This is a genomic window from Corynebacterium sp. UMB4614 (genome assembly GCF_030217065.1).
Taxonomy (GTDB): Bacteria; Actinomycetota; Actinomycetes; order Mycobacteriales; family Mycobacteriaceae; genus Corynebacterium.
In genome coordinates this window covers 1-25,078 of the sequence record NZ_JASONC010000002.1, presented here as the reverse complement: position 1 = coordinate 25,078, position 25,078 = coordinate 1, and the positions used below count along the sequence as shown (strand labels likewise).

At 63.6% G+C, this 25,078-nt stretch carries 22 protein-coding genes; 12 read left to right on the top strand and 10 right to left on the bottom strand.

Going from position 1 to position 25,078, the window contains the following annotated elements; genetic code table 11:
- Positions 1–21: 21 nt before the first annotated feature.
- Positions 22–1,752 (bottom strand): polyprenol phosphomannose-dependent alpha 1,6 mannosyltransferase MptB, encoded by a 1,731-nt coding sequence (mptB, locus tag QP413_RS01190; RefSeq protein ID WP_284780183.1) that lies wholly within the window; start codon positions 1,750–1,752, stop codon positions 22–24.
- A 127-nt stretch (positions 1,753–1,879) separates the two neighbouring features.
- On the opposite strand from mptB, the gene QP413_RS01185 reads away from it, so the two are divergent.
- From QP413_RS01185 to QP413_RS01155, 7 genes are all read left to right on the top strand, one after another.
- Positions 1,880–2,551: a metalloregulator ArsR/SmtB family transcription factor gene (locus QP413_RS01185; protein ID WP_012360254.1), complete on the top strand. Its 672-nt coding sequence runs from the start codon at positions 1,880–1,882 to the stop codon at positions 2,549–2,551.
- Between the two features lie 7 nt (positions 2,552–2,558).
- Positions 2,559–3,989, top strand: a complete 1,431-nt coding sequence (sufB, locus tag QP413_RS01180) for a Fe-S cluster assembly protein SufB (protein ID WP_012360255.1) — start codon at positions 2,559–2,561, stop codon at positions 3,987–3,989.
- A 5-nt stretch (positions 3,990–3,994) separates the two neighbouring features.
- Positions 3,995–5,212, top strand: a complete 1,218-nt coding sequence (gene sufD, locus QP413_RS01175) for a Fe-S cluster assembly protein SufD (RefSeq protein WP_284780182.1) — start codon at positions 3,995–3,997, stop codon at positions 5,210–5,212.
- Positions 5,213–5,256: 44 nt separating this feature from the next.
- Positions 5,257–6,018, top strand: a complete 762-nt coding sequence (gene sufC / locus QP413_RS01170) for a Fe-S cluster assembly ATPase SufC (protein WP_070758909.1) — start codon at positions 5,257–5,259, stop codon at positions 6,016–6,018.
- A 109-nt stretch (positions 6,019–6,127) separates the two neighbouring features.
- Positions 6,128–7,375, top strand: a complete 1,248-nt coding sequence (locus QP413_RS01165; RefSeq protein ID WP_284780180.1) for a cysteine desulfurase — start codon at positions 6,128–6,130, stop codon at positions 7,373–7,375.
- A gap of 109 nt (positions 7,376–7,484) precedes the next feature.
- Complete coding sequence (sufU, locus tag QP413_RS01160) at positions 7,485–7,952, top strand: Fe-S cluster assembly sulfur transfer protein SufU (RefSeq protein ID WP_284780179.1); 468 nt, start codon at positions 7,485–7,487, stop codon at positions 7,950–7,952.
- 73 nt (positions 7,953–8,025) lie between these two features.
- Positions 8,026–8,430: a metal-sulfur cluster assembly factor gene (locus QP413_RS01155; protein ID WP_012360260.1), complete on the top strand. Its 405-nt coding sequence runs from the start codon at positions 8,026–8,028 to the stop codon at positions 8,428–8,430.
- Here the strand turns inward: QP413_RS01155 and QP413_RS01150 are convergent.
- Positions 8,427–9,674 (bottom strand): lycopene cyclase family protein, encoded by a 1,248-nt coding sequence (locus tag QP413_RS01150; protein ID WP_284780177.1) that lies wholly within the window; start codon positions 9,672–9,674, stop codon positions 8,427–8,429. The genes QP413_RS01155 and QP413_RS01150 overlap by 4 nt on opposite strands.
- Positions 9,675–9,718: 44 nt before the next feature.
- On the opposite strand from QP413_RS01150, the gene QP413_RS01145 reads away from it, so the two are divergent.
- Positions 9,719–11,350 (top strand): ABC-F family ATP-binding cassette domain-containing protein, encoded by a 1,632-nt coding sequence (locus QP413_RS01145; protein ID WP_284780176.1) that lies wholly within the window; start codon positions 9,719–9,721, stop codon positions 11,348–11,350.
- 55 nt (positions 11,351–11,405) lie between these two features.
- On the opposite strand, the gene QP413_RS01140 is transcribed toward QP413_RS01145, so the two are convergent.
- The 3 genes from QP413_RS01140 to QP413_RS01130 all read right to left on the bottom strand — a co-directional run bounded on the left by QP413_RS01140 (position 11,406) and on the right by QP413_RS01130 (position 14,002).
- On the bottom strand, positions 11,406–12,209 hold the full coding sequence (locus QP413_RS01140) for a hypothetical protein (protein WP_284780175.1): 804 nt from the start codon (positions 12,207–12,209) through the stop codon (positions 11,406–11,408).
- A gap of 147 nt (positions 12,210–12,356) precedes the next feature.
- Positions 12,357–13,721, bottom strand: a complete 1,365-nt coding sequence (locus QP413_RS01135) for a PFL family protein (RefSeq protein ID WP_284780174.1) — start codon at positions 13,719–13,721, stop codon at positions 12,357–12,359.
- 11 nt (positions 13,722–13,732) lie between these two features.
- Positions 13,733–14,002 (bottom strand): ACT domain-containing protein, encoded by a 270-nt coding sequence (locus QP413_RS01130; RefSeq protein WP_070758901.1) that lies wholly within the window; start codon positions 14,000–14,002, stop codon positions 13,733–13,735.
- A gap of 56 nt (positions 14,003–14,058) precedes the next feature.
- Here QP413_RS01130 and QP413_RS01125 point away from each other — a divergent pair, with 56 nt between their 5' ends.
- A complete protein-coding gene (locus QP413_RS01125; RefSeq protein WP_284780173.1) occupies positions 14,059–14,715 on the top strand; it encodes an NAD(P)H-binding protein in 657 nt (218 codons plus the stop codon).
- Positions 14,716–14,724: 9 nt separating this feature from the next.
- On the opposite strand, the gene QP413_RS01120 is transcribed toward QP413_RS01125, so the two are convergent.
- Both QP413_RS01120 and QP413_RS01115 read right to left on the bottom strand, forming a co-directional pair.
- Positions 14,725–15,279, bottom strand: coding sequence for a TetR/AcrR family transcriptional regulator (locus QP413_RS01120; RefSeq protein WP_012360268.1), 555 nt, complete (start codon positions 15,277–15,279; stop codon positions 14,725–14,727).
- A gap of 127 nt (positions 15,280–15,406) precedes the next feature.
- The gene (locus QP413_RS01115; protein ID WP_284780172.1) at positions 15,407–18,217 is read right to left on the bottom strand and encodes an aconitate hydratase; all 2,811 of its coding nucleotides are present in this window, start codon (positions 18,215–18,217) and stop codon (positions 15,407–15,409) included.
- A 358-nt stretch (positions 18,218–18,575) separates the two neighbouring features.
- On the opposite strand from QP413_RS01115, the gene QP413_RS01110 reads away from it, so the two are divergent.
- Both QP413_RS01110 and QP413_RS01105 read left to right on the top strand, forming a co-directional pair.
- Complete coding sequence (locus QP413_RS01110; RefSeq protein WP_284780171.1) at positions 18,576–19,106, top strand: DUF6676 family protein; 531 nt, start codon at positions 18,576–18,578, stop codon at positions 19,104–19,106.
- A 575-nt stretch (positions 19,107–19,681) separates the two neighbouring features.
- Positions 19,682–21,643 (top strand): DIP1281 family NlpC/P60 protein, encoded by a 1,962-nt coding sequence (locus QP413_RS01105; protein WP_148792362.1) that lies wholly within the window; start codon positions 19,682–19,684, stop codon positions 21,641–21,643.
- 55 nt (positions 21,644–21,698) lie between these two features.
- Here QP413_RS01105 and QP413_RS01100 read toward each other — a convergent pair whose 3' ends face one another.
- Positions 21,699–22,601, bottom strand: coding sequence for a hypothetical protein (locus tag QP413_RS01100; protein WP_284780170.1), 903 nt, complete (start codon positions 22,599–22,601; stop codon positions 21,699–21,701).
- Here QP413_RS01100 and QP413_RS01095 point away from each other — a divergent pair.
- Positions 22,588–23,427 (top strand): DUF3097 domain-containing protein, encoded by an 840-nt coding sequence (locus QP413_RS01095; RefSeq protein ID WP_284780169.1) that lies wholly within the window; start codon positions 22,588–22,590, stop codon positions 23,425–23,427. The two genes, QP413_RS01100 and QP413_RS01095, sit on opposite strands and share 14 nt — an antisense overlap.
- A gap of 92 nt (positions 23,428–23,519) precedes the next feature.
- Here the strand turns inward: QP413_RS01095 and QP413_RS01090 are convergent, their stop codons facing one another.
- Together QP413_RS01090 and QP413_RS01085 are read right to left on the bottom strand one after the other, a co-directional pair.
- On the bottom strand, positions 23,520–24,170 hold the full coding sequence (locus QP413_RS01090; protein ID WP_148811833.1) for a DNA-binding protein: 651 nt from the start codon (positions 24,168–24,170) through the stop codon (positions 23,520–23,522).
- A 106-nt stretch (positions 24,171–24,276) separates the two neighbouring features.
- Positions 24,277–24,840 (bottom strand): TVP38/TMEM64 family protein, encoded by a 564-nt coding sequence (locus QP413_RS01085; protein ID WP_284780166.1) that lies wholly within the window; start codon positions 24,838–24,840, stop codon positions 24,277–24,279.
- Positions 24,841–25,078 lie beyond the last annotated feature (238 nt).

Here is a 25,078-nt window from a genome sequence, read left to right as displayed (position 1 = left end):
CAGATGACTGTGGCTAGGGGATCACCGGTTGTTGGGTGTGTCTGCCTTCGTGGGCATCTGTTTGGGGCGAGGCAACGCGAGGGCGTTGGCATATGCCGGGTGTTTCTTGAGGTAGCGCCAGCTGGCGACCAGAAACGCGAGGAAAAGTAGCGCGGACATGGCGTAGATGAAGGCCACCGTCGCCGGCGGTAGCCCGAGACCACGGGGCAGGATGAAGAAGCTGAAAGCTACCGAGTACACGATTGTCGCGAAGTGGAAGACCGGCCGGTTGGCCCACGCCGCGAGCGGCAGAATGGCCCAGAGCAGATACCAGGGGTGGACGACGGGGAAGAAGATCACGAGGAACAAAGTGGCGACCCCGAGCCCTCCCACGGGGTGGATTCGGCCCCGGTAGGAGGCCCACAGCATGCGCACAACCCAGAATGCGCCGATCATCACCCCGAGGAAGCGGAAGACGAGCAGCGCAGCGGACTGTTGATCCCCGAGGCCAAGGAGGGTCCCTAAGAACGACGACGTCAAACCCGCCAACGTGGACAGGCTCATCCAGCTGATGATTTCTGCCGCCCCACCCTGGGAGATGATCCAACCGAAGCCCACGCCTGTGATCACGGAGAACAGACTCGCAGTGGCCGCGGCGACCACCGCGCTGGCCACTCCTGCACCGATAAGGTGTCGCAGTCCCTCGCCCCACCAGCGCGCGATCGCCACTGCGGTGAAGCCGAGAGCCATCAGGGCGGTCACCTTGATCAGGCCCGCGCAGGTGACGAGCACCGTGCCGGAGGCCATGAGCAGCAGGCGGCTGCTCAAAGGTCGTTCGTAATGGTCGGTGCCGCGCAGCACGAACTCCATGCCCACGAGCAGAAAGCCGAGCATGAGCGCCTCGTTGTGGATACCCGCGACGAGGTGGAGCAGCGTCAGCGGGTTCAGCACCCCGAGCCACCAGGCTGTCTGGGGCGCGATGCCGCAGCGCTGGGCGAGCCTCGTCAACGCCCAGCCGGTGAGCACCAGGCCGGTGATGCTCATCAGCCGATGGCCGAAGACCCCCAGCACGATGTTGTTGCCGGTGATCATGGAGATCACGGCCCCGTAGCCCAGTGCGACCGGGCCGTAGGGCGCAGGGGAGTGCGCCCACAGCAAGGGCACGGAACGGGCGAGCGGGTCTTGCACCCCGAGGATGTCCACCGGACCTGCGCTATACGGGTCCAGCCCCTGCGCGGCGATCGCCCCTTGGGCTAGATAAGAGTAGATGTCCTGGGTGAACATCGGCGCAGTGATCGCCAGGGGAAGCACCCAGAGGGCGAAGATCCGCCAATAGGTGCGGATGGGCAGGCGGGGGACTTGCCTTCCCCCTGGCCCCAGCACGAAGGCGCCGAGTAGGAGCCAGGCGAGCACTAGGAATCCGATTCCGACGAAGACGGTCACGGTGGTGCTGTGCAGCATCCGGGCCAAGACGTTGATCCCGGGAACGGACCAGAATGGGTTGCCCACCACGGGCATGGCGCCCGCGCCAATACCCCCGAGAGCGATGAGAATGGTGCCGATGGATCCCAGCCACACCGCGATCTGCAGCCGCAGCCGGTAGGCGGGGTTAAGGGGCTCCAACGGCGCGTGGAGGGGAAGCACCCGACCCTCTTGGTGGAGCTGTGCTGAGCGGGAACCGGCCAGTCCGAGCCGGGGCAGCACATGCAGATAGCGGCGCCATAGGCTGAAGGGGTCCCGGATCAATGCGCGACCGGGTCGGTTCGAAGACATGCAACCACGATAATGAAGCCAGCGTTTTTAGGGAACATAGGTTCGCCTTAGTGGACAGGGGGAATTATTTAAGACACACTCTTGTTGTCTAATCATGACGGCCCTCAACGATGAAAGGCGGGTTGATATGGCACCAGTGGAAACCGACACGCGCCGTCGCATCCTGCTCTATGTCTTGAGACACGGGCCAGTGAGCGCGACAACCATCAGCGAGGCTTTTGGTTTGAGCGCCGCTGGCGTGAGGCGCCATCTGGACAACATCGTCGCGGATGGGCTCGCCGAGGCCGTTGACGCGCCACGGTCAGGACAGCGTGGGCGACCGGCGAAGCTATTCCGCCTCACTGATGCGGGTCGAGCACAGTTCGGTCATGATTACGACACCCTCGCACTCCTCGCACTGCGTGCCCTGAAAAACTCGGGCGGAGAGGAAGCAGTCGAGGCCTTTGCTGCGCAACGCATCAATGATCTGCTGGGGGACATCCCCGAACTCGACGGTGACTACGCAGACGACCGTGATGTAAAGGCCCAGGCCAAGAACATCGCGGAGGCGCTGACCAACCGAGGCTATGCGGCAACCGTGAGCCATGCGGCCGGCGGCGTCCAAATCTGCAGGCACCACTGCCCAATCCAAGACGTGGCGGAGGAGTTCCCCGAGCTGTGTGCTGCAGAGCACCGGGTAGTTGCGGAACTACTCGGCCAGCACACTCAGCCACTCGCTACGATCGCGGACGGCAACGGTATCTGTACGACCCATATTCCGCTGACCACCATTACCCCTTCCGCAACGAAGGAAAGCTAAAGAATCTATGACTCAAGCTGCTGACAAACTGCAATCCGATCAGGAAATCATCGACTCGATCGGTGCCTACGGCTACGGTTGGCACGATTCCGACGACGCCGGCGCCAGCGCGCGCCGTGGCCTGAACGAGGACGTCGTCCGGGATATTTCTGCCAAGAAGAACGAGCCAGAGTGGATGCTCGAGCGCCGCCTCAAGGCTCTCGAGATCTTTGACAAGAAGCCCATGCCCACCTGGGGCGCGGACCTATCCGGCATCGATTTCGACCAGATCAAGTACTTCGTCCGCTCCACCGAGCAGCAGGCCACGAGCTGGGAGGATCTGCCGGAGGATATTAAGAACACCTACGACAAGCTGGGCATCCCGGAGGCGGAGCGCCAGCGCCTCGTCGCCGGTGTCGCCGCGCAGTACGAGTCCGAGGTTGTTTACCACCAGATCCGTGAGGACCTGGAGGAGCAGGGCGTGATCTTCGTCGACACCGACACCGCCCTGGAGGAGTACCCGGAGCTGTTCAAGGAGTACTTCGGCACCGTGATTCCCGCGGGCGATAATAAGTTCTCCGCGCTGAACACCGCTGTGTGGTCCGGTGGCTCCTTCATCTACGTGCCGCCGGGAGTCCACGTGGACATCCCACTGCAGGCCTACTTCCGCATCAACACGGAAAACATGGGCCAGTTCGAGCGCACCCTCATCATCGTCGACGAGGACGCCTACGTTCACTACGTCGAGGGCTGCACCGCCCCGATCTACAAGACCGACTCCCTGCACTCCGCAGTCGTCGAGATCATCGTGAAGAAGGGCGGCCGCTGCCGCTACACGACGATCCAGAACTGGTCGAACAACGTCTACAACCTCGTCACCAAGCGCACCAAGTGTGAAGAGGGCGCGACCATGGAGTGGGTCGATGGCAACATCGGTTCCAAGGTCACCATGAAGTACCCGGCCGTCTGGATGACCGGTCCGCACGCCAAGGGCGAGGTCCTGTCCGTCGCCTTCGCAGGCGAAGGCCAGTTCCAGGACACCGGCGCGAAGATGACCCACATGGCGCCGTACACCAGCTCCAACATCGTCTCGAAGTCCGTGGCCCGCTCCGGTGGCCGCGCGGCCTACCGCGGCCTGATCGAGGTACACCCGAATGCGCACCACTCCGCCTCCCAGGTTGAGTGTGACGCCCTGCTGGTGGACTCCATCTCGCGGTCGGACACATACCCGTACAACGACATCCGCAACGACCACGTCACCTTGGGCCACGAGGCAACCGTCTCCCAGGTCTCCGAGGACCAGCTCTTCTACCTGATGAGCCGAGGCCTCGAGGAGGACGAGGCGATGGCGATGATCGTTCGTGGCTTCGTTGAGCCAATCGCCAAGGAGCTCCCGATGGAGTACGCGCTTGAGCTCAACCGTCTGATCGAACTGCAAATGGAAGGATCGGTGGGCTAAGCCAGATGACCACCTTGGAAAACGTTCAGAACCAAACCGTCAAGGCGGGAACCGATCACCAGACCAAGGGCGACCGCTTCACCTCCTTCAAGGCTGAGGACTTCGCGATCCCGAAGGGCCGCGACGAGGACTGGCGCTTCACCCCGCTGCGACGTCTTCGTGGCCTGCACGACGGCACCGCCGCAGCGCCGACGGACGCCAACGTCGTCATCGAGGTCCCGGAGAATGCCGGTGACAACGTCTCCGTGACGAAGGTTGATTCTTCCGACCCGCGCGTCGGTCTGGCCGGCGCACCGGTCGACCGCGCCGCAGCCCAGGCCTGGGAGAACGCCCCGGTCGCGGACTACGTCCAGGTTGCGAAGGACACCACACTGACCGAGCCGATCGAGATCACGATCACCGGCCCGGGCGAGGACCAGGTTTCCTACAGCACCCTGGTCGTCGAGCTCGAGCGTCACGCCGAGGCCGTCGTCATCCTGCGCTATCAGGGTTCCGGCGCGCACTCCGACAACGTCGAGTTCGTCGTCGGCGACGGCGCGAAGCTGGTCACCGTGGTGCTGGAGGACTGGGAGGACGACGGCGTCCACCTCTCCAACTCCCACATCCAGGCTGGCCGAGATGCCACCGTCCGCCACGCCTACGCGGCATTCGGCGGCGAGATCCTGCGCTCCGTGCCGCACGTGCGCTACACCGCACCGGGTGGCGACGTGGAGATGCTGGGCGTCAACTTCGCTGATGCGGATCAGTACTTCGAGCAGCGTCTGCTCATCGACCACTCCGTCCAGAACTGCCGCTCCAACGTGCTCTACAAGGGCGCACTGCAGGGCGACCCGGCCGACGCGGATCGCCCGGCGTCCGAGCGTAAGCGCGACGCCCGCACCGTGTGGATCGGCGACGTCCTGATTCGCCCGGAGGCCACCGGGACGGACACCTACGAGACCAATAACAACCTGCTGCTGACCACCGGTGCCCGTGCGGACTCCGTGCCGAACCTGGAGATCCAGACCGGCGAGATCGCAGGTGCTGGCCACGCTGCCACGGTGGGTCGCTTCGACGACGAGCAGATGTACTACCTGCAGGCCAGGGGCATTCCGGAGGCGCAGGCCAAGATGCTCATCGTCCGCGGTTTCTTCACGGACGTCATCCGCCGCATCCCGGTGGAGTCCGTCCGCGAACACCTGGAAGAGCTCGTCGGCAACGAGCTTGAGCGCACCGTCCTCTAACCCGCTAATCCTCCCAAGAATCTTTCAAAGGAAACATCACTAGTATGAGCACTCTTGAGATCAAGAACCTCCACGCCCAGGTCCTGCCCTCGGACGAGAACGACGAGCCGAAGAAGATCCTCAACGGCGTGAACCTCACCATCAACTCCGGCGAGACCCACGCCATCATGGGGCCGAACGGCTCCGGTAAGTCCACCCTGGCGTACGCCATCAGCGGTCACCCGCGCTACGAGGTCACCGAGGGCGAGGTGCTGCTCGACGGCGTGAACCTCCTCGACCTGGACGTCGATGAGCGCGCCCGCGCTGGCCTCTTCCTGGCGATGCAGTACCCGACCGAGGTGCCGGGTGTCTCCATGGCTAACTTCCTGCGCTCCGCGGCCACCGCCACCCGTGGCGAGGCCCCGAAGCTGCGCGAGTGGGTCAAGGAGGCCCGCGAGGCGATGAAGGAGCTGGACATCGACCCGTCCTTCTCCGAGCGTTCCGTCAACGAGGGCTTCTCCGGTGGCGAGAAGAAGCGCCACGAGGTGCTGCAGCTCGGCCTGCTGAAGCCGAAGTTCGCCATCCTGGACGAGACCGACTCCGGTCTGGACGTCGACGCCCTGCGCATCGTCTCCGAGGGCATCAACCGCTACCAGGAGCGCGAGAACGGCGGCGTGCTGATGATCACGCACTACCAGCGCATCCTGAACTACGTGAAGCCGGATCACGTGCACGTCTTCGCCGGCGGCCGCATCGTGACCTCCGGTGGCCCGGAGCTGGCAGAGCAGCTGGAGAACGAGGGCTACGACAAGTTCGTCAACGCCTAAAGACGCACCGAAAGTCCCACCCCGCGACCCCTGGGGTGGGTTTTCAATCCCCGCAGGCATGCTTCAACCGCGTCACTGCGGTTAGAGAAGCGAAGAATCGAAGGTTTTCATGGTTGATACTCATCTCGACACCCACGCGATCCGACAGGATTTCCCCATCCTTTCCCGCACCGTTCGGGACGGCCAGCCGCTGATCTACCTCGATTCCGGGGCGACCGCGCAGCGCCCCCTGCAGGTGCTGGACGCGGAGCGCGATTTTCTGACCAAGCACAACGCCCCGGTCCACCGCGGTGCCTACCAGATCGCGGAGGAGGCCACCGACGCGTATGAGGGCGCCCGCGAGGCCATCGCGGCCTTCGTTGGCGCGGCGGATGAGGAGATCGCCTTCACGAAGAACGCCACCGAGGCGCTCAACGAGGTGGCCTTCATCCTGGGGGACTCGCGGGCAGGGGAGCTGCAGGTCACCGAGGGCGACGAGATCGTCGTCTCTGAGCTGGAGCACCACGCCAACCTCGTGCCCTGGCAAGAGCTGGCACGTCGCACGGGCGCAACCTTGAAGTGGTTCCGCGCCACTGAGGACGGCCGCATCGACCTGGACAGCCTGCAGCTCAGTGAGAAGACGAAGGTCGTGGCTCTGACTCACCAGTCCAACGTCACCGGTGCGGTGCTGGACGTCAAGGAGGCTGTGCGACGCGCCCGCGAGGTCGGCGCACTCTTCGTGCTGGATGCCTGCCAATCCGTGCCACACATGGCGGTGGACTTCCACGACCTAGATGTGGACTTCGCGGCGTTCTCCGGGCACAAGATGCTGGGGCCCAACGGCGTGGGCGTGATGTACGGCAAGAAGGAGCACCTGCGGGTGCTGCCACCGTTCCTCACCGGCGGGTCGATGATCCAGAAGGTGACGATGGAGGGCTCCACCTTCGCCGACGCCCCGCAGAAGTTCGAGGCGGGCACCCAGATGACTTCCCAGGTCGTGGGGCTTGGCGCTGCGGTGGCCTACCTCAACGCGCTCGGCATGGACAAGGTCGCCGCCCACGAGCACGAGCTCACCGCCTATGCGCTGGCCCAGCTCAGCGAGATCCCGGGCCTGCGGATCATCGGTCCGACCGATATGCACAACCGGGGTAGCGCGGTGAGCATGGTGGTCGATGGAATCCACCCGCACGACCTGGGTCAGATCTTGGACGACCAGGGAGTCTCCATCCGGGTGGGACACCACTGCGCATGGCCGGCCCACACGTGCCTGGGCGTGCAGGCCACGGCGCGCGCCAGCTTCTACGTCTATAACGAGAAGTGGGAGATCGACCGGCTCGTCGAGGGCATTCGCAAGGCGCAGGAGTTCTTCGGCGTCTAGCCCCGCCGCCGGGGTGGTGACGCTCCTTTTCAGGACGTCATCGCCCCCACGTAGCAGAAGACCTGAACCCAACTACACAACCTCAACCTTCAAACGGTGGTGAAAGTACATGAGAATGGAACAGATGTACCAGGAGGTCATCCTGGACCATTACAAGCACCCGGAGCACGCCGGCCTGCGCGAGCCTTATGACGCGGAGGTCTTCCACGTCAACACTTCCTGTGGTGACGAACTGACGCTGCGGGTGCACCTGAGCGAGGACCACAAGACGGTTCAGGACATCTCCTACGACGCAGTGGGCTGCTCTATCAGCCAGGCCTCCACTTCCGTGATGGCCGACGAGATCGTGGGCCTGCCGGTCACCGAGGCCTTCGCGAAGCTCGCGGAGTTCGAGAAGATGATCACCTCCCGCGGCAAGCTGGAGGGCGACGAGAACCTCATCGGCGACGGCATCGCCTTTAGCGGTGTCTCCAAGTACCCGGCCCGCGTGAAGTGCGCGTTGCTGGGCTGGAAGGCCTTCGAGGCCGCCGCGATCGACGCGGGCGTCACCCCGCCCGAGCAGACCGAGAACGCATAAAGATCAACCGTTAACCGACAACCCACCGTTTCTTTCACGGCACTTAAGCCCAACCCCCAAAGCGAGGAAAGCAATGTCTGAACAGAACCCTTCCAGCCCGGAGATGGACCCATCGCCGCTCAACGAGGTTCCGGAGCCACCGGCAAACCCAAGCCAGGAGGATCTTGAGCGTTACGGCAAGATCGAGGAGTGCCTGCTCGACGTCATCGACCCGGAGCTGGGCATCAACGTCGTCGACCTTGGTCTGGTATACGACATCTGGGATGAGGGCAAGACTGTCATGATCAATATGACGCTGACCTCCCCGGCGTGCCCGCTGCACGACATGATTGAGGACCAAGCGCAGACCGCGGTGCTGAGCACGCTCCAGGAGTATGAGGACCTGCAGATCAACTGGGTCTGGACCCCAGCCTGGGGCCCGCAGATGATCAACGAGGAAGGCCGCGAGCAGCTGCGTTACCTCGGCTTCTCGGTCTAATTTCGCTGCAGGCCGAAGCGTAGGTACCGCCAGGGGCGGCGATAGAGGGGGAGTAACACCGGGTGAACCCACCCGGTGTTTTTCCTTAACCGCCACATGGTTCTGGCGGTGCGCAGCCCGCTGCGCCCGGAAAGGTAAGCCAGCTGGTCGGCGGTGGACAGGGAAAAGAAGGCGGCGAAGAAGCTTTGGACGTCCTCGGTGTCGGCCTCGGCGACAAGCAGGGAACCGATCCGCCGCAGTGCCCGGGCGAGGGTCACGTTCGCCCGCCGAGCCAGCCCCATAAGATTCGCCCCACTGTGTGTTGCTCGAGCGTATTTCGCCTCCACGCGGTCGAGGAAGCCATCCACCTCCTGCAGTGCCGTGCCGACCGAATAGCCGGTCGCAGGGTGGATGAACCCGTCTCGGGCCCCGAAGGCGAGCACCCCTGAGCCAGCAGCGATGGTGCCCATCGGGATGGCGACGAGCTCCTCATCCACGACCTCCAGATCCTCGCTCCAGCCCTTGCCCTGGAGGCGAGTAATCCGAGAGTCGAGCCGGGAGCGCAGCAGGGCGAAGTCAGCGTCGGTGGGGCGGGAGGAGCTTGCCAGGATCGTCTCTTCCGCCAGCCAGCCTTCGGGGAGGCGCTGGACGTAGAGGAAGCTGGGTTTGGCGCCACCGGGTTCTGCCGCGGGGGAGGCTGTCCAGTCCATCAGCGTGGGGGTGATCAGCGCTTCCGACAGCGTGGCGCCGGATCCCGGCACCGGGCGGAGCACGTAACCGACCGCAATCTGCCACAGCGCACCGCCTGTGGCCGCCCCGCGGCAGTCCACCGTGAGCCCCGGCAAGTCGGCGAATTGTTCCTCGGTCATGGCTTCGGCGTGCAGGCTTCCCCCGGCGTACCTCACTGCCTCGGCCGCCCCGGCTCGCAGGGCGCCTTTGGCCATCATCCGGTAGCGAAAGCCTAACTGCTTGGTGCTCCCCGGGGTGGGGGTCACGCGGATGGCTTCGGCAGGCGAGAAGAGCTCATCGGCCCAGTCGGGGACCTCCGGGGCGAAGGCTCCATAGGTGGCGGGCCAGGCTGGCCACGCGTCCGCCCCTGCTGCGTCCGGACGAGAACCGGGGTCGTAGCCGTGCACCTGCCAACCCCGCTCGGCGGCGCGCAGCGCGAGGATCGCGCCCGCTGGCCCCAAACCAATGATGTTGATTTGGCGCGGCCCGGCACCCCGGGCGGGCGCCGCAGGGGCTGCGCTAATACTCCAGCTCATGCCCCCAATCTAGCTAAGGGCCTGGCAGTGTTAGGGTATTGCCTGTGATTGTGACGAAGGATCTGGAAGTTCGGGTGGGCGCGCGCACGCTCCTCACCGCCCCCGGCGAGCACCTGCGGGTGCAGCCGGGCGACCGCATCGCGCTGGTGGGCCGTAACGGCGCTGGAAAGACCACCACGATGCGGATTTTGGCGGGGGAGACCGAGCCTTACGGCGGCAGTGTCGTCAGTTCCGGGGAGCTGGGCTACCTGCCACAGGACTCGAAGGAAGGGGACATCGAACAGAGTGCCCGGGACCGCGTCCTCTCGGCGCGCGGGCTCGACCGGATCCGGCAGTCCATGGAGCGCCAGCAGGAGATCATGGAGACCGCGACGACGGACTCCAAGCGCGACGCCGCGATCCGCAAGTACTCCCGGTTGGAGGAGCAGTACCACTCGCTGGGCGGCTACGAGGCCAATGCCGAAGCTGCCCGCATCTGCGACGCGCTGGGCCTGCCGGAACGGGTGCTCGACCAGCAGCTGAAGACCCTCTCGGGTGGACAGCGCCGCCGCGTGGAGCTCGCCCAGATTCTCTTCGCCGCCACGGCAGGTTCTGGGCGCTCCAAGACCACCCTGCTGCTCGACGAGCCGACCAACCACCTGGACTCGGACTCCATCGCCTGGCTGAAGGACTTCCTCTCCAAGCACGAGGGTGGGCTGATCATGATCTCCCACGACGTCGAGCTCATCGAGGCGGTCTGCAACCGGGTCTGGTTCCTGGACGCGGTCCGCGCCGAGGCGGATGTCTACAACATGGGCTGGAAGAAGTACCTGGACGCCCGCGCCCTGGACGAGGCGCGTCGACGTCGGGAACGGGCGAATGCAGAGAAGAAGGCCTCCGCGTTGAAGAAGCAGGCGGATAAGTTCGGGGCGAAGGCGAACAAGGCCCGCGCCGCCAAGCAGATGGTTGCCCGCGCTGACCGGATGCTCGACCAGCTGGATGAGGTGCGCGTCGAGGATAAGGTCGCTTCGATCCGTTTCCCGAAACCCGCCCCGTGCGGCAAGACCCCGCTGTTCGCCAAGGGGCTGACAAAGATGTACGGCTCCCTGGAGGTCTTCGCGGGCGTGGACCTGGCGATCGACAAGGGCAGCCGCGTCGTCGTCCTGGGCTTCAACGGTGCCGGTAAGACCACGCTGTTGAAGCTGCTGGCCGGGGTGGAGCGCACGGACGGGGAGGGCGGCATCGTCACGGGCCACGGGCTCAAGATCGGCTACTTCGCCCAGGAGCACGACACCATCGACGGGGAAAAGTCCGTATGGCAGAACGCCATCGACGCTTGCCCCGACGCCGATGAGCAGGAGCTGCGCAGCCTGCTGGGCGCGTTCATGTTCTCTGGGGAGAAGTTGGATCAGCCCGCGGGCACGCTCTCGGGCGGTGAGAAGACGCGCCTGGCCCTTGCCACGCTGGTCTCCTCGCGGGCGAACGTGCTGTTGCTCGACGAGCCGACGAATAACCTGGACCCGCAGTCCCGAGAGCAGGTCCTGGACGCGCTGCGCACCTACGAGGGCGCGGTGGTGCTGGTGACCCACGACCCGGGTGCCGTGCGGGCTTTGGAGCCGGAGCGGGTCATCGTCCTGCCCGATGGTGTGGAGGACCTGTGGAACGACGAGTACATGGAGATCGTCGAGCTGGCGTAGGCGCCGCCGTCATTGGACGGTTAGTCGGAGAGGTAACGGCGCGGTGCTTCCGCTCTTACCAGGCCCAGCCGGCCCGCCCGAACCAGTTGCGCTCCGCAAGGTTGAAGACGGCTTCGCGCTGCTTCTGCGTCAGCCCGGAGTCCAGCTCCGCGTGGGTTTGGCCTGGGCGACGGCTGATGCCCACGATCGCCCAGCCGTTATTGTTCCAGTCATCCACCGTGGCATCCCCCTCGGAGCTCGCCATGTTGAAGCGGGAACGGTACCAGTCGGGTTTGCGGCTCATTTCGAACTCGAAGGAGTGCATCTGCCGGGTCGTGCCGTCGGGGAGAAGCACGGTCAGCGGGGCCCGGTAGTAGTAATGGAACGTCCGGCCGGAGTCGCTGGAGCTGCTGACATCAGTGCGGCAGTGATAGAACTGCCCAACGAGCGCCGGATAGTAGTCGATCCAACCATTCTTCCAAGCCGTGATGATCCGCTTACGCCGGTGAAGATCGCGCGAGATCGCGTACGCCGCGACGCACACAAAGATGCTGCCGATGATGGCAAAGAAGATGTCAATGGTGTCGAATTTATCTCTCCACGACCCGGTTTCACTCAGGTCGCTGAGCAGGAACCTGAAGCCGATCAGCGCGAAAACGCCGCCGAAAAGGCCAAAGATCAGGAAGAACACGACGCGACCGGGCAGCGAACGCAGGTATGGCGCGGGGCCTGCTCCCCGCACCGCTTCGAAGACTCCGCTGCGATCCCGCATCGGGTTGGGGGCGGCGTAATAGTCCTCGCCTCGTTCGGGCACCAGAGGGGTCTCCAACCCAGATTTAAACTTCAATTGAGTGCGCGGCATGCGCGTCGGCTGCGTCACGGCTGTAGCCCCTCGTCGCTGTGAAGTAGACAACAAAGTGCCACCAGAATACGTAATGACGCCACCGTGGACACGAAAAAACCGAGCTGCAGCCAAGCACAGCGCCGACCTTTAGACGCTGTGCTGGTCCGCGCTCGGGAAGTTTCGCTAGTTACGGAAGCCGTGCACCGGGGCTGGGATGAAGCCACCGCGGTGGACGAAGGCGTCGTTGCCCTTCGCGTTGACCGGGATGACCGGGGCGTAGCCCAGCAGGCCACCAAAGTTGACCTCATCGCCCGGCTTCGTGCCCGGCACTGGGATGAGGCGAGCAGCAGTGGTCTTATGGTTCATCACGCCAATGGCGGCCTCGTCGGCAATCATGCCCGCGATGAGCTCAGCGGACGTATCACCCGGGATGGCGATCATGTCGAAACCGACCGAGCAGATGCTGGTCATGGCCTCGAGCTTGTCCATGGTGATGGAGCCCTCGCGGACGGCGTCGATCATGCCCTTGTCCTCGGAGACCGGGATGAAGGACCCGGATAGCCCGCCCACGCGCGAGCAAGCCATCATGCCGCCCTTCTTGACCGCGTCGTTGAGCAGGGCCAGAGCAGCGGTGGTGCCGTGGGTACCGACCTGGTCCAGACCCATGCTCTCGAGCACGTGCGCCACCGAGTCGCCCACCTCGGCGGTCGGGGCCAAAGAGAGGTCGACAATGCCGAAGGGCACGCCGAGGCGCTCGGCGGCCATCGTGCCGACCAGCTGGCCCGCGCGGGTGATCTTAAAGGCAGCCTTCTTAATCTCCTCGGCGATCTCGTTGAGGGAGGCACCAGACATCGGGGCGATGGCGTTGTTCACCACGCCCGGGCCAGAGACACCGACGGAAATCACCGTGTCCGGCTCCTCGATGCCATGGAATGCACCCGCCATGAACGGGTTGTCCCCGACAGCATTGGCGAAGACCACGAGCTTCGCACACGCAATGGAGGACTCGTCCTTGGTCAGCTCGGCTGCCTCCTTGACCACCCGGCCCATCAGGCCGACGGCGTCCATGTTCACGCCGGCACGGGAGGTCGCGACGTTCACCGAGCCGCAGACCGCGCCGGTGGTGGACAGCGCCTCGGGGATAGAGCGGATGAGCCGCTCGTCGGAGGTCGTCGCGCCCTTCTCGACGAGCGCGGAGTAGCCACCGACGAAGTTCACGCCCAGCTCGCCGGCGGCGCGGTCCAGCGCCTTGGCGATCTCCACCGGGTTGCCCTCCACGCCGGCGGCGACGAGGGAGACGGGGGAGACGGAGACCCGCTTGTTGACGATCGGGATCCCGAGCTCACGCTCGATGCCTTCACACACCGGCACCAGGTCGCGGGCACGCTCAGTCACGCGATCGTAGACCGCCTGCGCCGTGGCCTCCATGGTGGAGCGGGTGCAGCCGATCAGTGAAATGCCCATCGTCACCGTGCGGATGTCCAGGCGGTAGTCCTCGATCATCCGGATGACCTCGAGGAAACGGGCAGAAGAGAATTCGAAGTTCACGCCGCGCCGCCTTAAATATCGTTGATGGCGCTGAACAGAGCCTCGGACTGGATGCGCACGACCATGCCCAGCGGCTGGCCCGCGGCGTCAAAGGCCTCCTGGAGGGCGCCCATATCCACGTCTGTTTCCGGCAGCTCCACGCGCATGATCATGGTGAAGAAGTCATCCATGATGGTCTGGGAGACGTCGACGATATTCAGGCCCTCGTCGGCTGCCGCCTTCGCGACGGCGGCGATAACACCGGGGCGATCCTTGCCGGTAGTGGTAATGATTGCATACATGCGGCCAGTATAGACCTGGAAAAATGCACCTAGAAAAGGGGTGTAGGGTGGGCGCCATGAAAAAGCAGCATGTTCTTGTCCTTGGCGCAGGCGGTAACGTCTCGCGCCACAGCATCCCGAAGCTCGTCGCAGCAGGCCACAGCGTCACGGCCCTGGTCCGCAACCCCGAGCACGTCCAAAAGCTCGTCGACGAGGGTGCGACCGCGATTGTGCGCGATCTCACTACGATCAGCACAGAGGATTGGGCGCGTCTGCTGAGCCCCTTCGATGTGGTGGTCTGGTCCGCCGGTGCTGGAGGCGGTTCCGCGGAGCTGACCTACGCTGTCGACCGCGACGCCGCGATGGCGATGATCGACGCGCTCGAGTCCCTCGGGGACGCAGCCCCGTTCACCGTCATGGTCTCCTACGCAGGCGCCTCCGAGGCAACAACCGAGGACGACGGCGGTTCCTGGTACGCCTACGTCGAATCCAAGAAGGCCGTCGACAAGCGACTGCTCGGATCCACCCTGCCTTACCAGATCCTGGGACCGACCCGCCTGACCGACGACGCGGCAGCAGGCGTCACGGTGCTGGATGGCGCCATGGACCCCGCGTCCGAGACGGCGCGCGAACTGGTCGCTGACGTCATCGTCGAGTCCGTCGGGCGCGGGGAAGCGTTTGACCGCAACCCGCTCGACTTCGAAAACGGCACGGGCGACGTCGCCGACGTCTAACTGCGAGGGCTACTCGCCGCGCACCGACTGCTCGACGAGGTCGAGCATCTTCTCGAGCTGCGTGGTGTCAGCTCCTTCGGCCATTTTCGTCATCAACCCGTCCATCACTGTCTCGAGGTAGGTCTGGATGACCTCCAGCGGAACATCGGTGCGCATCGAGACATTGTGGGACAGGCGAGCCCGGATGGCGGCATCGAGGACCTGCTGGTGCTTGCGCCACCGCGCCTCGAACTCCGGGTCGGTACGCAGCTTGCGGATCGTTTCCGCACGCGTGATGTACCAACTGTTGGTCTCCGGGTGCGTGATCATGTGCCGCATAACCTCAATGAGGCCGTGGTTCGACACGACTTCCGCGTGACGGGCGGCATCCTCCCGCACCACCGCGAGGAAGAGAGCTTCCTTGTCTGCGAAGTGGTGGAAGATCGCGCCCCGGGTCTTGCCGGTGGCTTTCTCCAGCCGGGCGACGGTCGCCCCCTCGTAGCCATATTGCGCGAAACAACCACGGGCTTGCTCGATAATCTCCCGACGACGGCGGGATAGTTCACGGTCGCTGACGATGGGCATGGCAGATTCCTTGGTTGCGCGCCTTCGATATGGGGTTTGGGGTCGCGCGGGGTCGAAGAAAAAGTTTAAGAAAAGGGGAGAGGGGCCCACCGGCTAGGCCGGAAGGCCCCTCAGCAGATGGGGAGAACTACTTGTTCTCGTCCATCATGTTGCGCAGGACGAACTGCAGGATACCGCCGTTGCGGTAGTAGTCAGCCTCGCCCGGGGTGTCGATACGGGTCACGGCGTCGAACTCAATCTTCTCGCCGTTCTCCTTGGTAGCGACGACCTTCACGGTCTTCGGGGTCTCGCCCTCGTTGAGCTTCTCCAGACCGGTGATGTCGAAGGTCTCGGTGCCCTCGATGCCCAGGGACTTCCAGGACTCGCCCTCCGGGAACTGCAGCGGAACAACGCCCATACCGATGAGGTTGGAGCGGTGGATGCGCTCGAAGGACTCTGCGATGACGGCCTTAACGCCGAGCAGCAGGGTGCCCTTTGCAGCCCAGTCACGGGAGGAACCGGTGCCGTACTCCTTGCCGCCGAGAACCACGAGAGGAGTGTTCTGCTCCTTGTAGTTCATTGCAGCATCGTAGATGTAGGACTGTGGGCCACCCTCCTGGGTGAAGTCGCGGGTGTAGCCACCTGCAACGCCGTCCAGCAGCTGGTTCTGCAGGCGGATGTTCGCGAAGGTACCGCGAACCATGACCTCGTGGTTACCACGACGTGCGCCGAGGGAGTTGTAGTCCTTGCGGGCAACGCCGTTCTCGTCGAGGTACTGAGCAGCCGGGGTGCCCGGCTTAATGGTGGAGGCAGGGGAGATGTGGTCGGTGGTGACGGAGTCGCCCAGCAGAGCCAGGACGCGTGCACCCTCGACGTTGTTCACTGCCTCCGGCTCGCGGCTCATGCCGTCGAAGTACGGAGCCTTGCGGATGTAGGTGGACTTTGGATCCCAGCCGAAGGTCTTGCCGGTCGGGACCTCCAGGCCCTGCCAGCGCTCGTCGCCCTTGAAGACGTCGGCGTAGTCAGAGACGTACATCTCCTTGGAGATGGAGGACTTGATGACCTCTTCGATCTCCTCGGTGGACGGCCAGATGTCCTTCAGGAAGACGTCGTTGCCGTCCTGGTCCTGGCCCAGCGGCTGGGTCTCGAAGTCGAAGTCCATGGTGCCGGCGATGGCGTAAGCGATGACGAGGATCGGGGACGCCAGGTAGTTCATCTTGACGTCCGGGTTGATGCGACCCTCGAAGTTACGGTTACCGGACAGGACTGCGGTAGCAGCCAGGTCGGAGCGGTTGATGCCCTCGGAGATCTCCTCCGGCAGCGGGCCGGAGTTACCGATACAGGTGGTGCAGCCGTAGCCGACGAGGTAGAAGCCCATTGCCTCGAGGTCCTCCCACAGGCCGGCCTTCTCGTAGTAGCCGGTGACGACCTGGGAACCCGGTGCCATGGAGGTCTTGACCCATGGTGCAGCCTTCAGGCCCTTCTTGCGGGCGTTGCGTGCCAGCAGGCCTGCGCCGAGCATGACGGACGGGTTGGAGGTGTTGGTGCAGGAGGTGATGGACGCGATGGCGACCATACCGTGGTCCAGCTCGATGTCCTGACCGTTGTAGTTGACGGTGGTCGGAGCGGACGGACGGCCTTCAGCACCAGCGGCTGCGGACGGGAGGTTGCCCTTGGCGTCTGCAGCGGAAGCCGGGGTGCCCTCGGCCTTGGAGGTGTCGTCCGTGCTTGGGCCTTCAGCGTCGAAGGTGCCGCCGTCCTCACCGACTGCGGTGTCGATGTAGTTGTGCAGGTCCTTGCGGAATTGGGACTTGGAGTCGGTGAGTTCGATGCGGTCCTGCGGACGCTTCGGGCCAGCGATGGACGGAACGACGGTGGACAGGTCCAGCTCGAGGTACTCGGAGTACTCGACGTCGGCCTCCGGGTCGAGCCACATGCCCTGCTCCTTGGCGTAAGCCTCGACGCGGTCCAGGGTCTCCTGGTCGCGGCCGGTCAGAGCCAGGTAGTCGACCGTCTCCTGGTCGATCGGGAACATCGCGGCGGTGGAACCGAACTCAGGGGACATGTTGCCGATGGTTGCGCGGTTTGCGAGCGGCAGCTCGGCAACACCTGCGCCGTAGAACTCAACGAACTTACCGACGACACCGTGCTGACGCAGCATGTCGGTGATGGTCAGGACGACGTCGGTTGCGGTCACGCCAGGCTGGATCTCGCCGCTGAGCTTGAAGCCAACAACGCGCGGGATGAGCATGGAGATCGGCTGGCCAAGCATTGCAGCCTCGGCCTCGATGCCACCAACACCCCAGCCCAGGATGCCCAGGCCGTTCTGCATCGTGGTGTGGGAGTCGGTACCAACACAGGTATCCGGGTAGGCCACGCCGTCCTTCTCGAAGACGGAACGAGCGAGGTACTCGATGTTGACCTGGTGGACGATACCGGTTCCCGGAGGAACGACGCGGAAGTTCTCGAAGGCGCCGGTGCCCCAACGCAGGAACTTGTAGCGCTCCTCGTTGCGCTCGTACTCGATCTCGACGTTCTTCTCGAAGGCTGCATCAGAACCGAATGCCTCGATGATGACGGAGTGGTCGATGACCATCTCAGCCGGGTTCAGTGGGTTGACCTGGTCAGCGTCGCCGCCCAGGGAGACCACTGCGTCGCGGATGGTTGCGAGGTCAACGATGCAGGCCACGCCGGTGAAGTCCTGCATGATCACACGAGCCGGGGTGAACTGGATCTCGATGGACGGATCAGCCTTGGGATCCCAGTTCGCGATGGCCTCGATGTGCTCACGGGTGATGTTCTTGCCATCCTCGTTCCGCAGCAGGTTCTCGCCAAGCACCTTCAGGGAATAAGGGAGCTTCTCCATGCCAGGCACTGCGGACAGGCGGAAGATGTCATAGCTCTTCTCGCCAACCTCCAGCGTGCCCTTCGCGTCGAAGGAGTTGATGCTTTCAGTCACTATTAGCTCCTGAGTCTCTTCTCGTAGTCGATAAGTCGCTCCGCGGGCTGGAGCGCGGGGGAGCGCTCCTTAAAATTACGTCCCGGAGTTCGTCGTGGACGTAGCACGGGGAGTACACCTCTATTATGCAGGTTTTCCCGGTGACGTCTGCCACCGACATTAACAGTACGGCCGTTACGTTTAGAAATCTTTCGACGCCACTTCCCGGAAGGGCATTACCCCCGGCCACCCACAGACCGCACAGCCTCTCAAGAGAAAACTGAATTACCGGGCCAAGATGCGCGACGAGACAGCCATGATCTACACTTCATGGAACCAAACCCTCAAGTTCCCCTTTAAAGTTCCGGATGGAGTTCTTATGACCAACACTGCGTGCCCCGCAGCCACGTCACCCCATCCAGACACCGTACAGAAATTCGCCAAGCTCGGAATCGATGCGCCGCAGATCATTAGCAGCCTCGAAAAGGACACATTGTGGGTGGACCCCAAAATTGCGGATCGCGTGGAGCCTGAAACGTCGGGAATGCGCGCCGCGCTGAGTAACGCGGAAGGGGGATCGCGGATTCAGCTCGCGGTCCTCAACAGCACCCAGCTCGAGCCGGCAACTGAGCGAGACCTCGCGCAAATCCTTCACGATGCTACTTGTTCGGACACAACACTGGTGATGACACCAAAGTGGGGCACGTCGGTATCCGACATCTACCCACGCTTCACCCTGGAGCGGAACCATGAGAAGCTCCACAGCAACCTCAACGTAGACGCGGTCGAGAATTTCCTCAGCGCGATAGACGACACAGCAACACCGACGACTGCCGTCAGTAACGGCCTGCTGGGCATCATCATTCTATCGATCGCCATCACGGCCTTGTTCGCGCAGCGATCCCGCTAGCGAAACACAAGCGACTGCAACCACCCGCAGGCGATTTAGCGGCGCCATATGCTCGCACCCTCGCCCCCAAACCTTGAGTCCCTCCACTCCAGCTCACGCCCAGCGGGGCATCAGGGCAATAACAGGGGGACTGTCAGTTGATCGCGCCTTTCGGAGCTTAAGGTCACGAAACAGCAGAGAAAGACCGCACAACCGAACCGCCGAAAGTCGGGTCAACCCCAGAGGCTTGACGTACCTAAATTGAAAGTTCAGCGATTTGCGAGCTTTCTTGCACACTTCAAACAGACACGCCATCAACACCTTAAATGTGACCCACCTCACAAATTTGCCAATTCTTTACCTTTCCGCTGGTCAAGCCATATGACATGACCAAAGTGGCGTGTGTTTAATTTGATACTTATGTGAATTGAGTCGCTCCGTTATGCATTTGTGCCCTAGGGTTTTCAACGTCATCGACTGAAACAGGAGGGCACTCGAGTTACTCGAGCTGCGCCGAAGCTTTCGGACACCCCCTGGACCGTGCTTCATCTCATGGGGAAGTGAGATAAACCGGACCGCGGGCGACCTTCCTGTGGATGTCCACCGTCAACCAGGAGATCTTTAACGTGCTATCTCGCCCGAGCATCGGCCGTACCGATACGGCAAACATCGCGCGGTCTAGTCGCACTCTTCTCGCGGTCGCTGTGACCGCTGGCATCTATGCGCACACGGCCACCGCACCCGCACTAGCAGAGGACCAGGAGTCCGTTGAGGCATACCTCGCGGACCTAGTGGACCAGACCTCCAGCAAGCAATCCGAGGTTGACAACATCCTCAACCGGATGGGTGGCATCCGCGAGGCGGCAAATAAATCCCGCGTGGACCTGGAGCGCAGCCAAAAGGCCGCCCAGGAGGCGCAGGATAAGACGCTGTCCGCGCGCAAGCGACTAGACAGTGCCGAAAAGGACGTCAACACTGCCCAAGAGAAGCTAAACGAGATCGCCCGCTCTGCATATAAGCAGGGAGGCCACACAGCTCCGGTAACTCTCGCTGCGGGAGGCGATTCCGCAGCGTCCCAGTTGGATCGCGCCAGCTATGTTCGTCTCGCAACCGAAAAGCAGCAGGGCGTAGTCAACCGCCTGGACTTGTCACGCACCCAGAGCGCAAACGAAGAATCTCGTCTTCGCGCATCCCGCGAGGCCGCGGATAACGCAGTCCAGAATGCAGTCAAGGCGCATCAGACTGCCGTGGAAACGCTGCGCAATTCGCAGCAGCAGCTGCAGACGATCTTCGCGGAGTACCAGAAGCTCAAGCGTCAGGCCGAGCAGGCTCAGGCGAAGCTTCGCGCAGCCAAGAGCGCGATCGAGACGCTGGCAAACCAGAAGCCGAAGGCGTCCTCCTTCGAAAAGCGCGCCGCTGCCGAGAAGGCCGCAAACTTGGTCGAGGAGAAGGCGGAGAAGGACTCCGCTAAGAGCTCCGAGCAACCAGATACTCCACAGCAGAACACGCCACAGACTGAGGAACCAGCCTCCGGAGACAACACCGCTGAGACTACTGCTGCAACGACTGAAACCCAGGCGCCGTCCGAGGCGCCTACGCCGGACACCGCGGCAACTACTGCGCCAGAAACCCCCGCAAGCTTCGAACAATCCAGCTCTGGTGACGATCACCGCCAGAAGGCCATCGATGGTCTGATCGCTGCTGGCCAGGACGCCTTCCGGGCGGGCGCCACTGCCGCCGCCAACGGTCAGGACCGTGCCGGTGCGCTGCGTGCCGCTGGTGAAGCGGGCCGCAACACCGCCGGCCAGCACTACGATCAGCTCGTCGCTAACGCGGGCAATGCACAGAGCACGCAGACCACTCCGGCTACCAGCGAGGCGCCGTCGCAGAACCAGACGACGACCCCTACCGAAGCCGCGCAGGAGCCAGCTGAGCAGCAGGCCGAGCCGACCGTAGAAGCAGAGAACTCGGATCAGGGCGATAACCCAGCTCAGCAGGCAGAGTCCCAGGGCATCCTAATTAACCCGGAGACCGGCCTTCAGGAGGAACGCCCCGGCGAGATGCCGCCCGTCACGGCACCGGATAACGAGAACCTGCCGGCCACGGACACCACCGTCGACACCAGCGGCACCGCTGAAGAGAAGATCGAGCGCGTGATCGACCGCGCGATGGGCCAGCTCGGCGTGCAGTACGCCTGGGGTGGTGGCAATACCAATGGCCCGACGCTCGGAATTCGAGACGGGGGCGTGGCAGACCAGTACGGCGACTACCAGAAGATCGGCTTCGACTGCTCCGGCCTGACCCTCTACGCATTCGCTGCAGTGGGCCTGGATATCGGTCACTACACCGGCTACCAGTACAACCAGGGCCGCAAGATCCCGGTCTCGGAGATCAAGCGTGGCGACATGCTCTTCTGGGGACCGAACGCCGAGTACCACGTCGCGATCTACCTCGGCGACGGGAAGATGATCGAGGCCCCGCAGTCGGGCGATGTGGTCAAGATTTCCGACGTCCGCTACAACGGCATGAGCCCCTACGCGGTGCGCATGATCGAGTGATGAGCCGCTAAAAGCTCCTGGAGAATTGCTCCGTTAGTCAAGGTAAATGGCTTGACTAACGGAGCAGTTCTCGTTGTGCATAATCCACCGCGGTCATCCGAGCAATACGCACCGCCCGCCCCAGCGGCAGGAGAAAAGGATCGAGGCTTGACTGCGGCGCCGAATCACGCGCGACATCAATAATGGCCGCGACATAGTCCGCACGGGCCATGAGCTTCTCCGCGCGCGAGGGAACGTTCACCGGCAACCCCGGCACACCGAAAGCATCGCTCAGCGCCCCCACCAACATCCGTGGCCCGACCGAGCCGGTGGGCCAGCGAACCATCACTCCACTGGATTCGATTCCTGCAACCGCCCGATCCGTCGCCTGTCGCAACATCGCATCCGCGTCGCCCGGCCCGTTAGTTGGCAGTTGCGGAGCCCGGCCCTCGGCGGTGTGCCAGTGCCAGTAGATCACCGAGGAATCAACGATCTCGGGCACGGCGACGTGGTGGACGAGCGGGTCTTCGTCCGCAAAGGCAATCCCCGCACCCGCCGCGGCGACCGCCGAAGCAGCCTCCCCAGCAGGCAGTGGGGGCGGATCCCCCATTCCAGCCAGCACCAAATTCACCAACGGCCGGTGTTCCAAGCCGACGGGTGCTCCCTCAGTGACTGCGCGCACGGTCTTGAGGAGGTCGATCAAACCGGTGGCCTCATCCGCCTCTGCGGCGGTTCCGGATACCGTCCCACCGGCTCGGGCCAGCACCCGGTGATGCCGGCCCTGCACCGCGTGGAAGGAGTCGATCACCTCGTCGGTGCTAATAACCCCGTGCAGCCACCACGCCAACCATAGGGACGTGTTCTGCACCGGGGACCACAGCTGGCTGCGGATTAGCCGCTTCGTTTCAGCATTAGGCATTGCGCCACCGACCTCTTTCATTCGCCTTAGCCTAAGCTTGACAGCCATGAGCTTCAACAATCGCGACCCCTACGCAGGCGACATTTTTCAAGGTCACGCGCGCACGAAGCGGCCACAGTATCCGGAGGTGCCCGCCGAACCTGGGCTTATCATCGAGGTTCTCGCCGATGACTTCGTGGGAGAGGTCGTCGGCGGGGAGAAGACTATCGACGGCTGGTGCGTCAAGCTCGAGGATCGCCATGGCTCCCAGCGCCTGTTCCCGCTGCGCCCTGGCGGTTTTCTCCTCGAGGGGCAGCGAGTCAGCCTCAGCCGGTACGTCGCGCCCCGCGAGGTGCCCGCCCAGCCCACGATCTCCAATTCTGGTTCCCGGCGGGTCGCCAACGTCGAAGCAAAGGTCGCCGCCCCTTCCCGTATCTGGGTGGAGGGGATTCACGACGCCGCGATCGTCGAGCGGGTCTGGGGGCACGACCTCCGCGTCGAGGGCATCGTGGTGGAGTACATCGAGGGCCTGGACAACCTCCACGAGAGGCTCGCCGAGTTCCAGCCCACCGCGGATCGGCGGGTCGGCGTACTCGCCGATCACCTGATCGAAGGCACCAAGGAAATGCGGCTCGTGCAGAGCCTTGGCCCCCATGTGATGGTCACCGGCCACCCGTATATCGATATCTGGGAAGCCGTGAAGCCATCCTCAGTTGGAATCAAATCCTGGCCTCATGTTCCGCGTGGGATTGATTGGAAGACCGGGGTGTGCCAGCAACTCGGTTGGGGAACCCCGCAGGATGGCTGGCGGAAGGTCTATTCCTCCGTGAAGACCTTCCGGGACCTCGATTCCTCGCTGCTGGGGGCAGTGGAGCGGCTGATCGACTTCGTGACGGTCGGGGAGTAGCCAACCCTTATTTCCACGGGGCGTTTTGTGCCACGGTTTGACTCGGGCAGGGTCAGTGCCAACTTCGGCAGTTGCCTCGAGCTCGGTGTGAGTCAGCCCAGCTCGTCCACGCGGGCGAGCATGTGCACCGCAAGGTTCCACCCGGCCTGCTCGGCCTGCCAACCCGCAGAAGCGAGCCGTTGGCTCATCGCCTGCTTGGAGATGCCGACGACCTCCGCTGCCTCCGATTGCGAGTAACCGGAACGCAGGAGTGCCGTAGCCTCGCGCCCCTCCTTCGTGCGCCGGGCCAACACATGGGCGATGAGGGTGAACGCGGCGGCGATATCTTCGGCGATCTCCGTCCCCTTGCCCGGTGCCTGGGTGTGGTCCGAGCCAGGAAGCTCCAGGCGGACGCTCACCTCACCAGCCCGCTGCCGGATGCGGACCGCCCGCCGAGCGACCTCGCCCGTGGCGGCCATCTGCTCGTGCGGTGCCAATTCCTCCCATTCCTCAGCGCCTTCTGGGTAGGTCTCGGCCATGGTCACCGTCCGCCCGATACCGATGGCGAAGTCCCCGGCCTGGATCAGGCTTAAAACGACCGCGAGTGTCTCCTCAGCCCCCTCGGTGTGGCAGAGCAGGTCCTCGACCCCGACCTGTTCCACGTTCAGAACGGAGTCCGCATTAGCAAAGGCTTCGGTGACCTCTTCGACGTATTCCGCCCGGCGGCGGGACCGGCCACGGTAGGAAGCGAAAATTGCGAACACTTGCTGTCAGGGCTTTCTTATTGGGAACTGCGGGACGTTGGCTGGTGTCCTGCGGTGGCGGGGGCACACCAACCGCGACGGCGCGTGTGCGCCGGTGATTTTTATTCTAAGGCCTGCTGCTCACGAGCTTGCGCCAGAGCCAGGCCTCACGGGAAGCGATAGCCAGACCCGCCAGCATCAACAAGGCTGAGGCCACGAGCCACAGCATTCGCGTCCCGGAGTCCAGGTGCTGGGAGGTAAGGCTATTGGTCGCAATGATAAGACCGACAGTATTGGGAGCGCTGCCCACCACCGTGGCAAAAAGGAAACCCGGGAGGGGGATGCGCACCAGGCCACAGGCGTAGTTTAACAAGCTAAACGGCACCGCTGGCACGAGCCGGAGCCCCAGCACGGCCAGCCAACCACGCTGTTCAATCAGCTCGCGCAAGGTCCCAACGCGCGGGTCGTCACCATCCTCGGCCGGCCGCCACCGACCGCCGACGCGGCGGAAAATCAACACGGAAATGGTCGCCGATAGTGCGAGTCCCAGGAACATCAGCGTGATGCCCAGCAACGGGTTAAACATCAGCCCCGCGGTCAGCGTCCAGACTGTGCGAGGGAACGGGAACTGGGTACACAGAACCATCAACACCAGGTATGCCAGTGGCGCCCAGGGGCCAGTAGACCCCACCCAGTCACGAATGGTGTGCGGGGAGGGCAGCGGGATAAAGAAAAGGCACGCGACCGTGGCGAGCGAGGCAAGGATGAGACCGATTTGAGCCCAAGTTCCCAGTTGCGCCCAACGTTCGCGAAGATGGGTCAGCACTTGAGGGTTAAACGACAAAAGGGGATGCGGACATTTTGTTGGACAGTTTCGGGTCACGCTACATGAAGTTTTCGGTAGGCGGTGATACTCACACCGCCTAGAC

Excerpts from the sequence above, each read along its gene's own strand:
- QP413_RS01185 (WP_012360254.1), top strand. The coding sequence starts at position 1,880 with ATGGCACCAGTGGAAACCGACACGCGCCGTCGCATCCTGCTCTATGTC.
- QP413_RS01150 (WP_284780177.1), bottom strand. The coding sequence starts at position 9,674 with ATGAGCTGGAGTATTAGCGCAGCCCCTGCGGCGCCCGCCCGGGGTGCC.
- QP413_RS01095 (WP_284780169.1), top strand. The coding sequence starts at position 22,588 with ATGAGCTTCAACAATCGCGACCCCTACGCAGGCGACATTTTTCAAGGT.
- sufU (WP_284780179.1), top strand. The coding sequence starts at position 7,485 with ATGAGAATGGAACAGATGTACCAGGAGGTCATCCTGGACCATTACAAG.
- QP413_RS01165 (WP_284780180.1), top strand. The coding sequence starts at position 6,128 with ATGGTTGATACTCATCTCGACACCCACGCGATCCGACAGGATTTCCCC.
- QP413_RS01110 (WP_284780171.1), top strand. The coding sequence starts at position 18,576 with ATGACCAACACTGCGTGCCCCGCAGCCACGTCACCCCATCCAGACACC.
- QP413_RS01130 (WP_070758901.1), bottom strand. The coding sequence starts at position 14,002 with ATGTATGCAATCATTACCACTACCGGCAAGGATCGCCCCGGTGTTATC.
- QP413_RS01105 (WP_148792362.1), top strand. The coding sequence starts at position 19,682 with ATGTCCACCGTCAACCAGGAGATCTTTAACGTGCTATCTCGCCCGAGC.
- QP413_RS01155 (WP_012360260.1), top strand. The coding sequence starts at position 8,026 with ATGTCTGAACAGAACCCTTCCAGCCCGGAGATGGACCCATCGCCGCTC.
- sufC (WP_070758909.1), top strand. The coding sequence starts at position 5,257 with ATGAGCACTCTTGAGATCAAGAACCTCCACGCCCAGGTCCTGCCCTCG.
- sufD (WP_284780182.1), top strand. The coding sequence starts at position 3,995 with ATGACCACCTTGGAAAACGTTCAGAACCAAACCGTCAAGGCGGGAACC.
- sufB (WP_012360255.1), top strand. The coding sequence starts at position 2,559 with ATGACTCAAGCTGCTGACAAACTGCAATCCGATCAGGAAATCATCGAC.
- mptB (WP_284780183.1), bottom strand. The coding sequence starts at position 1,752 with ATGTCTTCGAACCGACCCGGTCGCGCATTGATCCGGGACCCCTTCAGC.
- QP413_RS01120 (WP_012360268.1), bottom strand. The coding sequence starts at position 15,279 with ATGCCCATCGTCAGCGACCGTGAACTATCCCGCCGTCGTCGGGAGATT.
- QP413_RS01125 (WP_284780173.1), top strand. The coding sequence starts at position 14,059 with ATGAAAAAGCAGCATGTTCTTGTCCTTGGCGCAGGCGGTAACGTCTCG.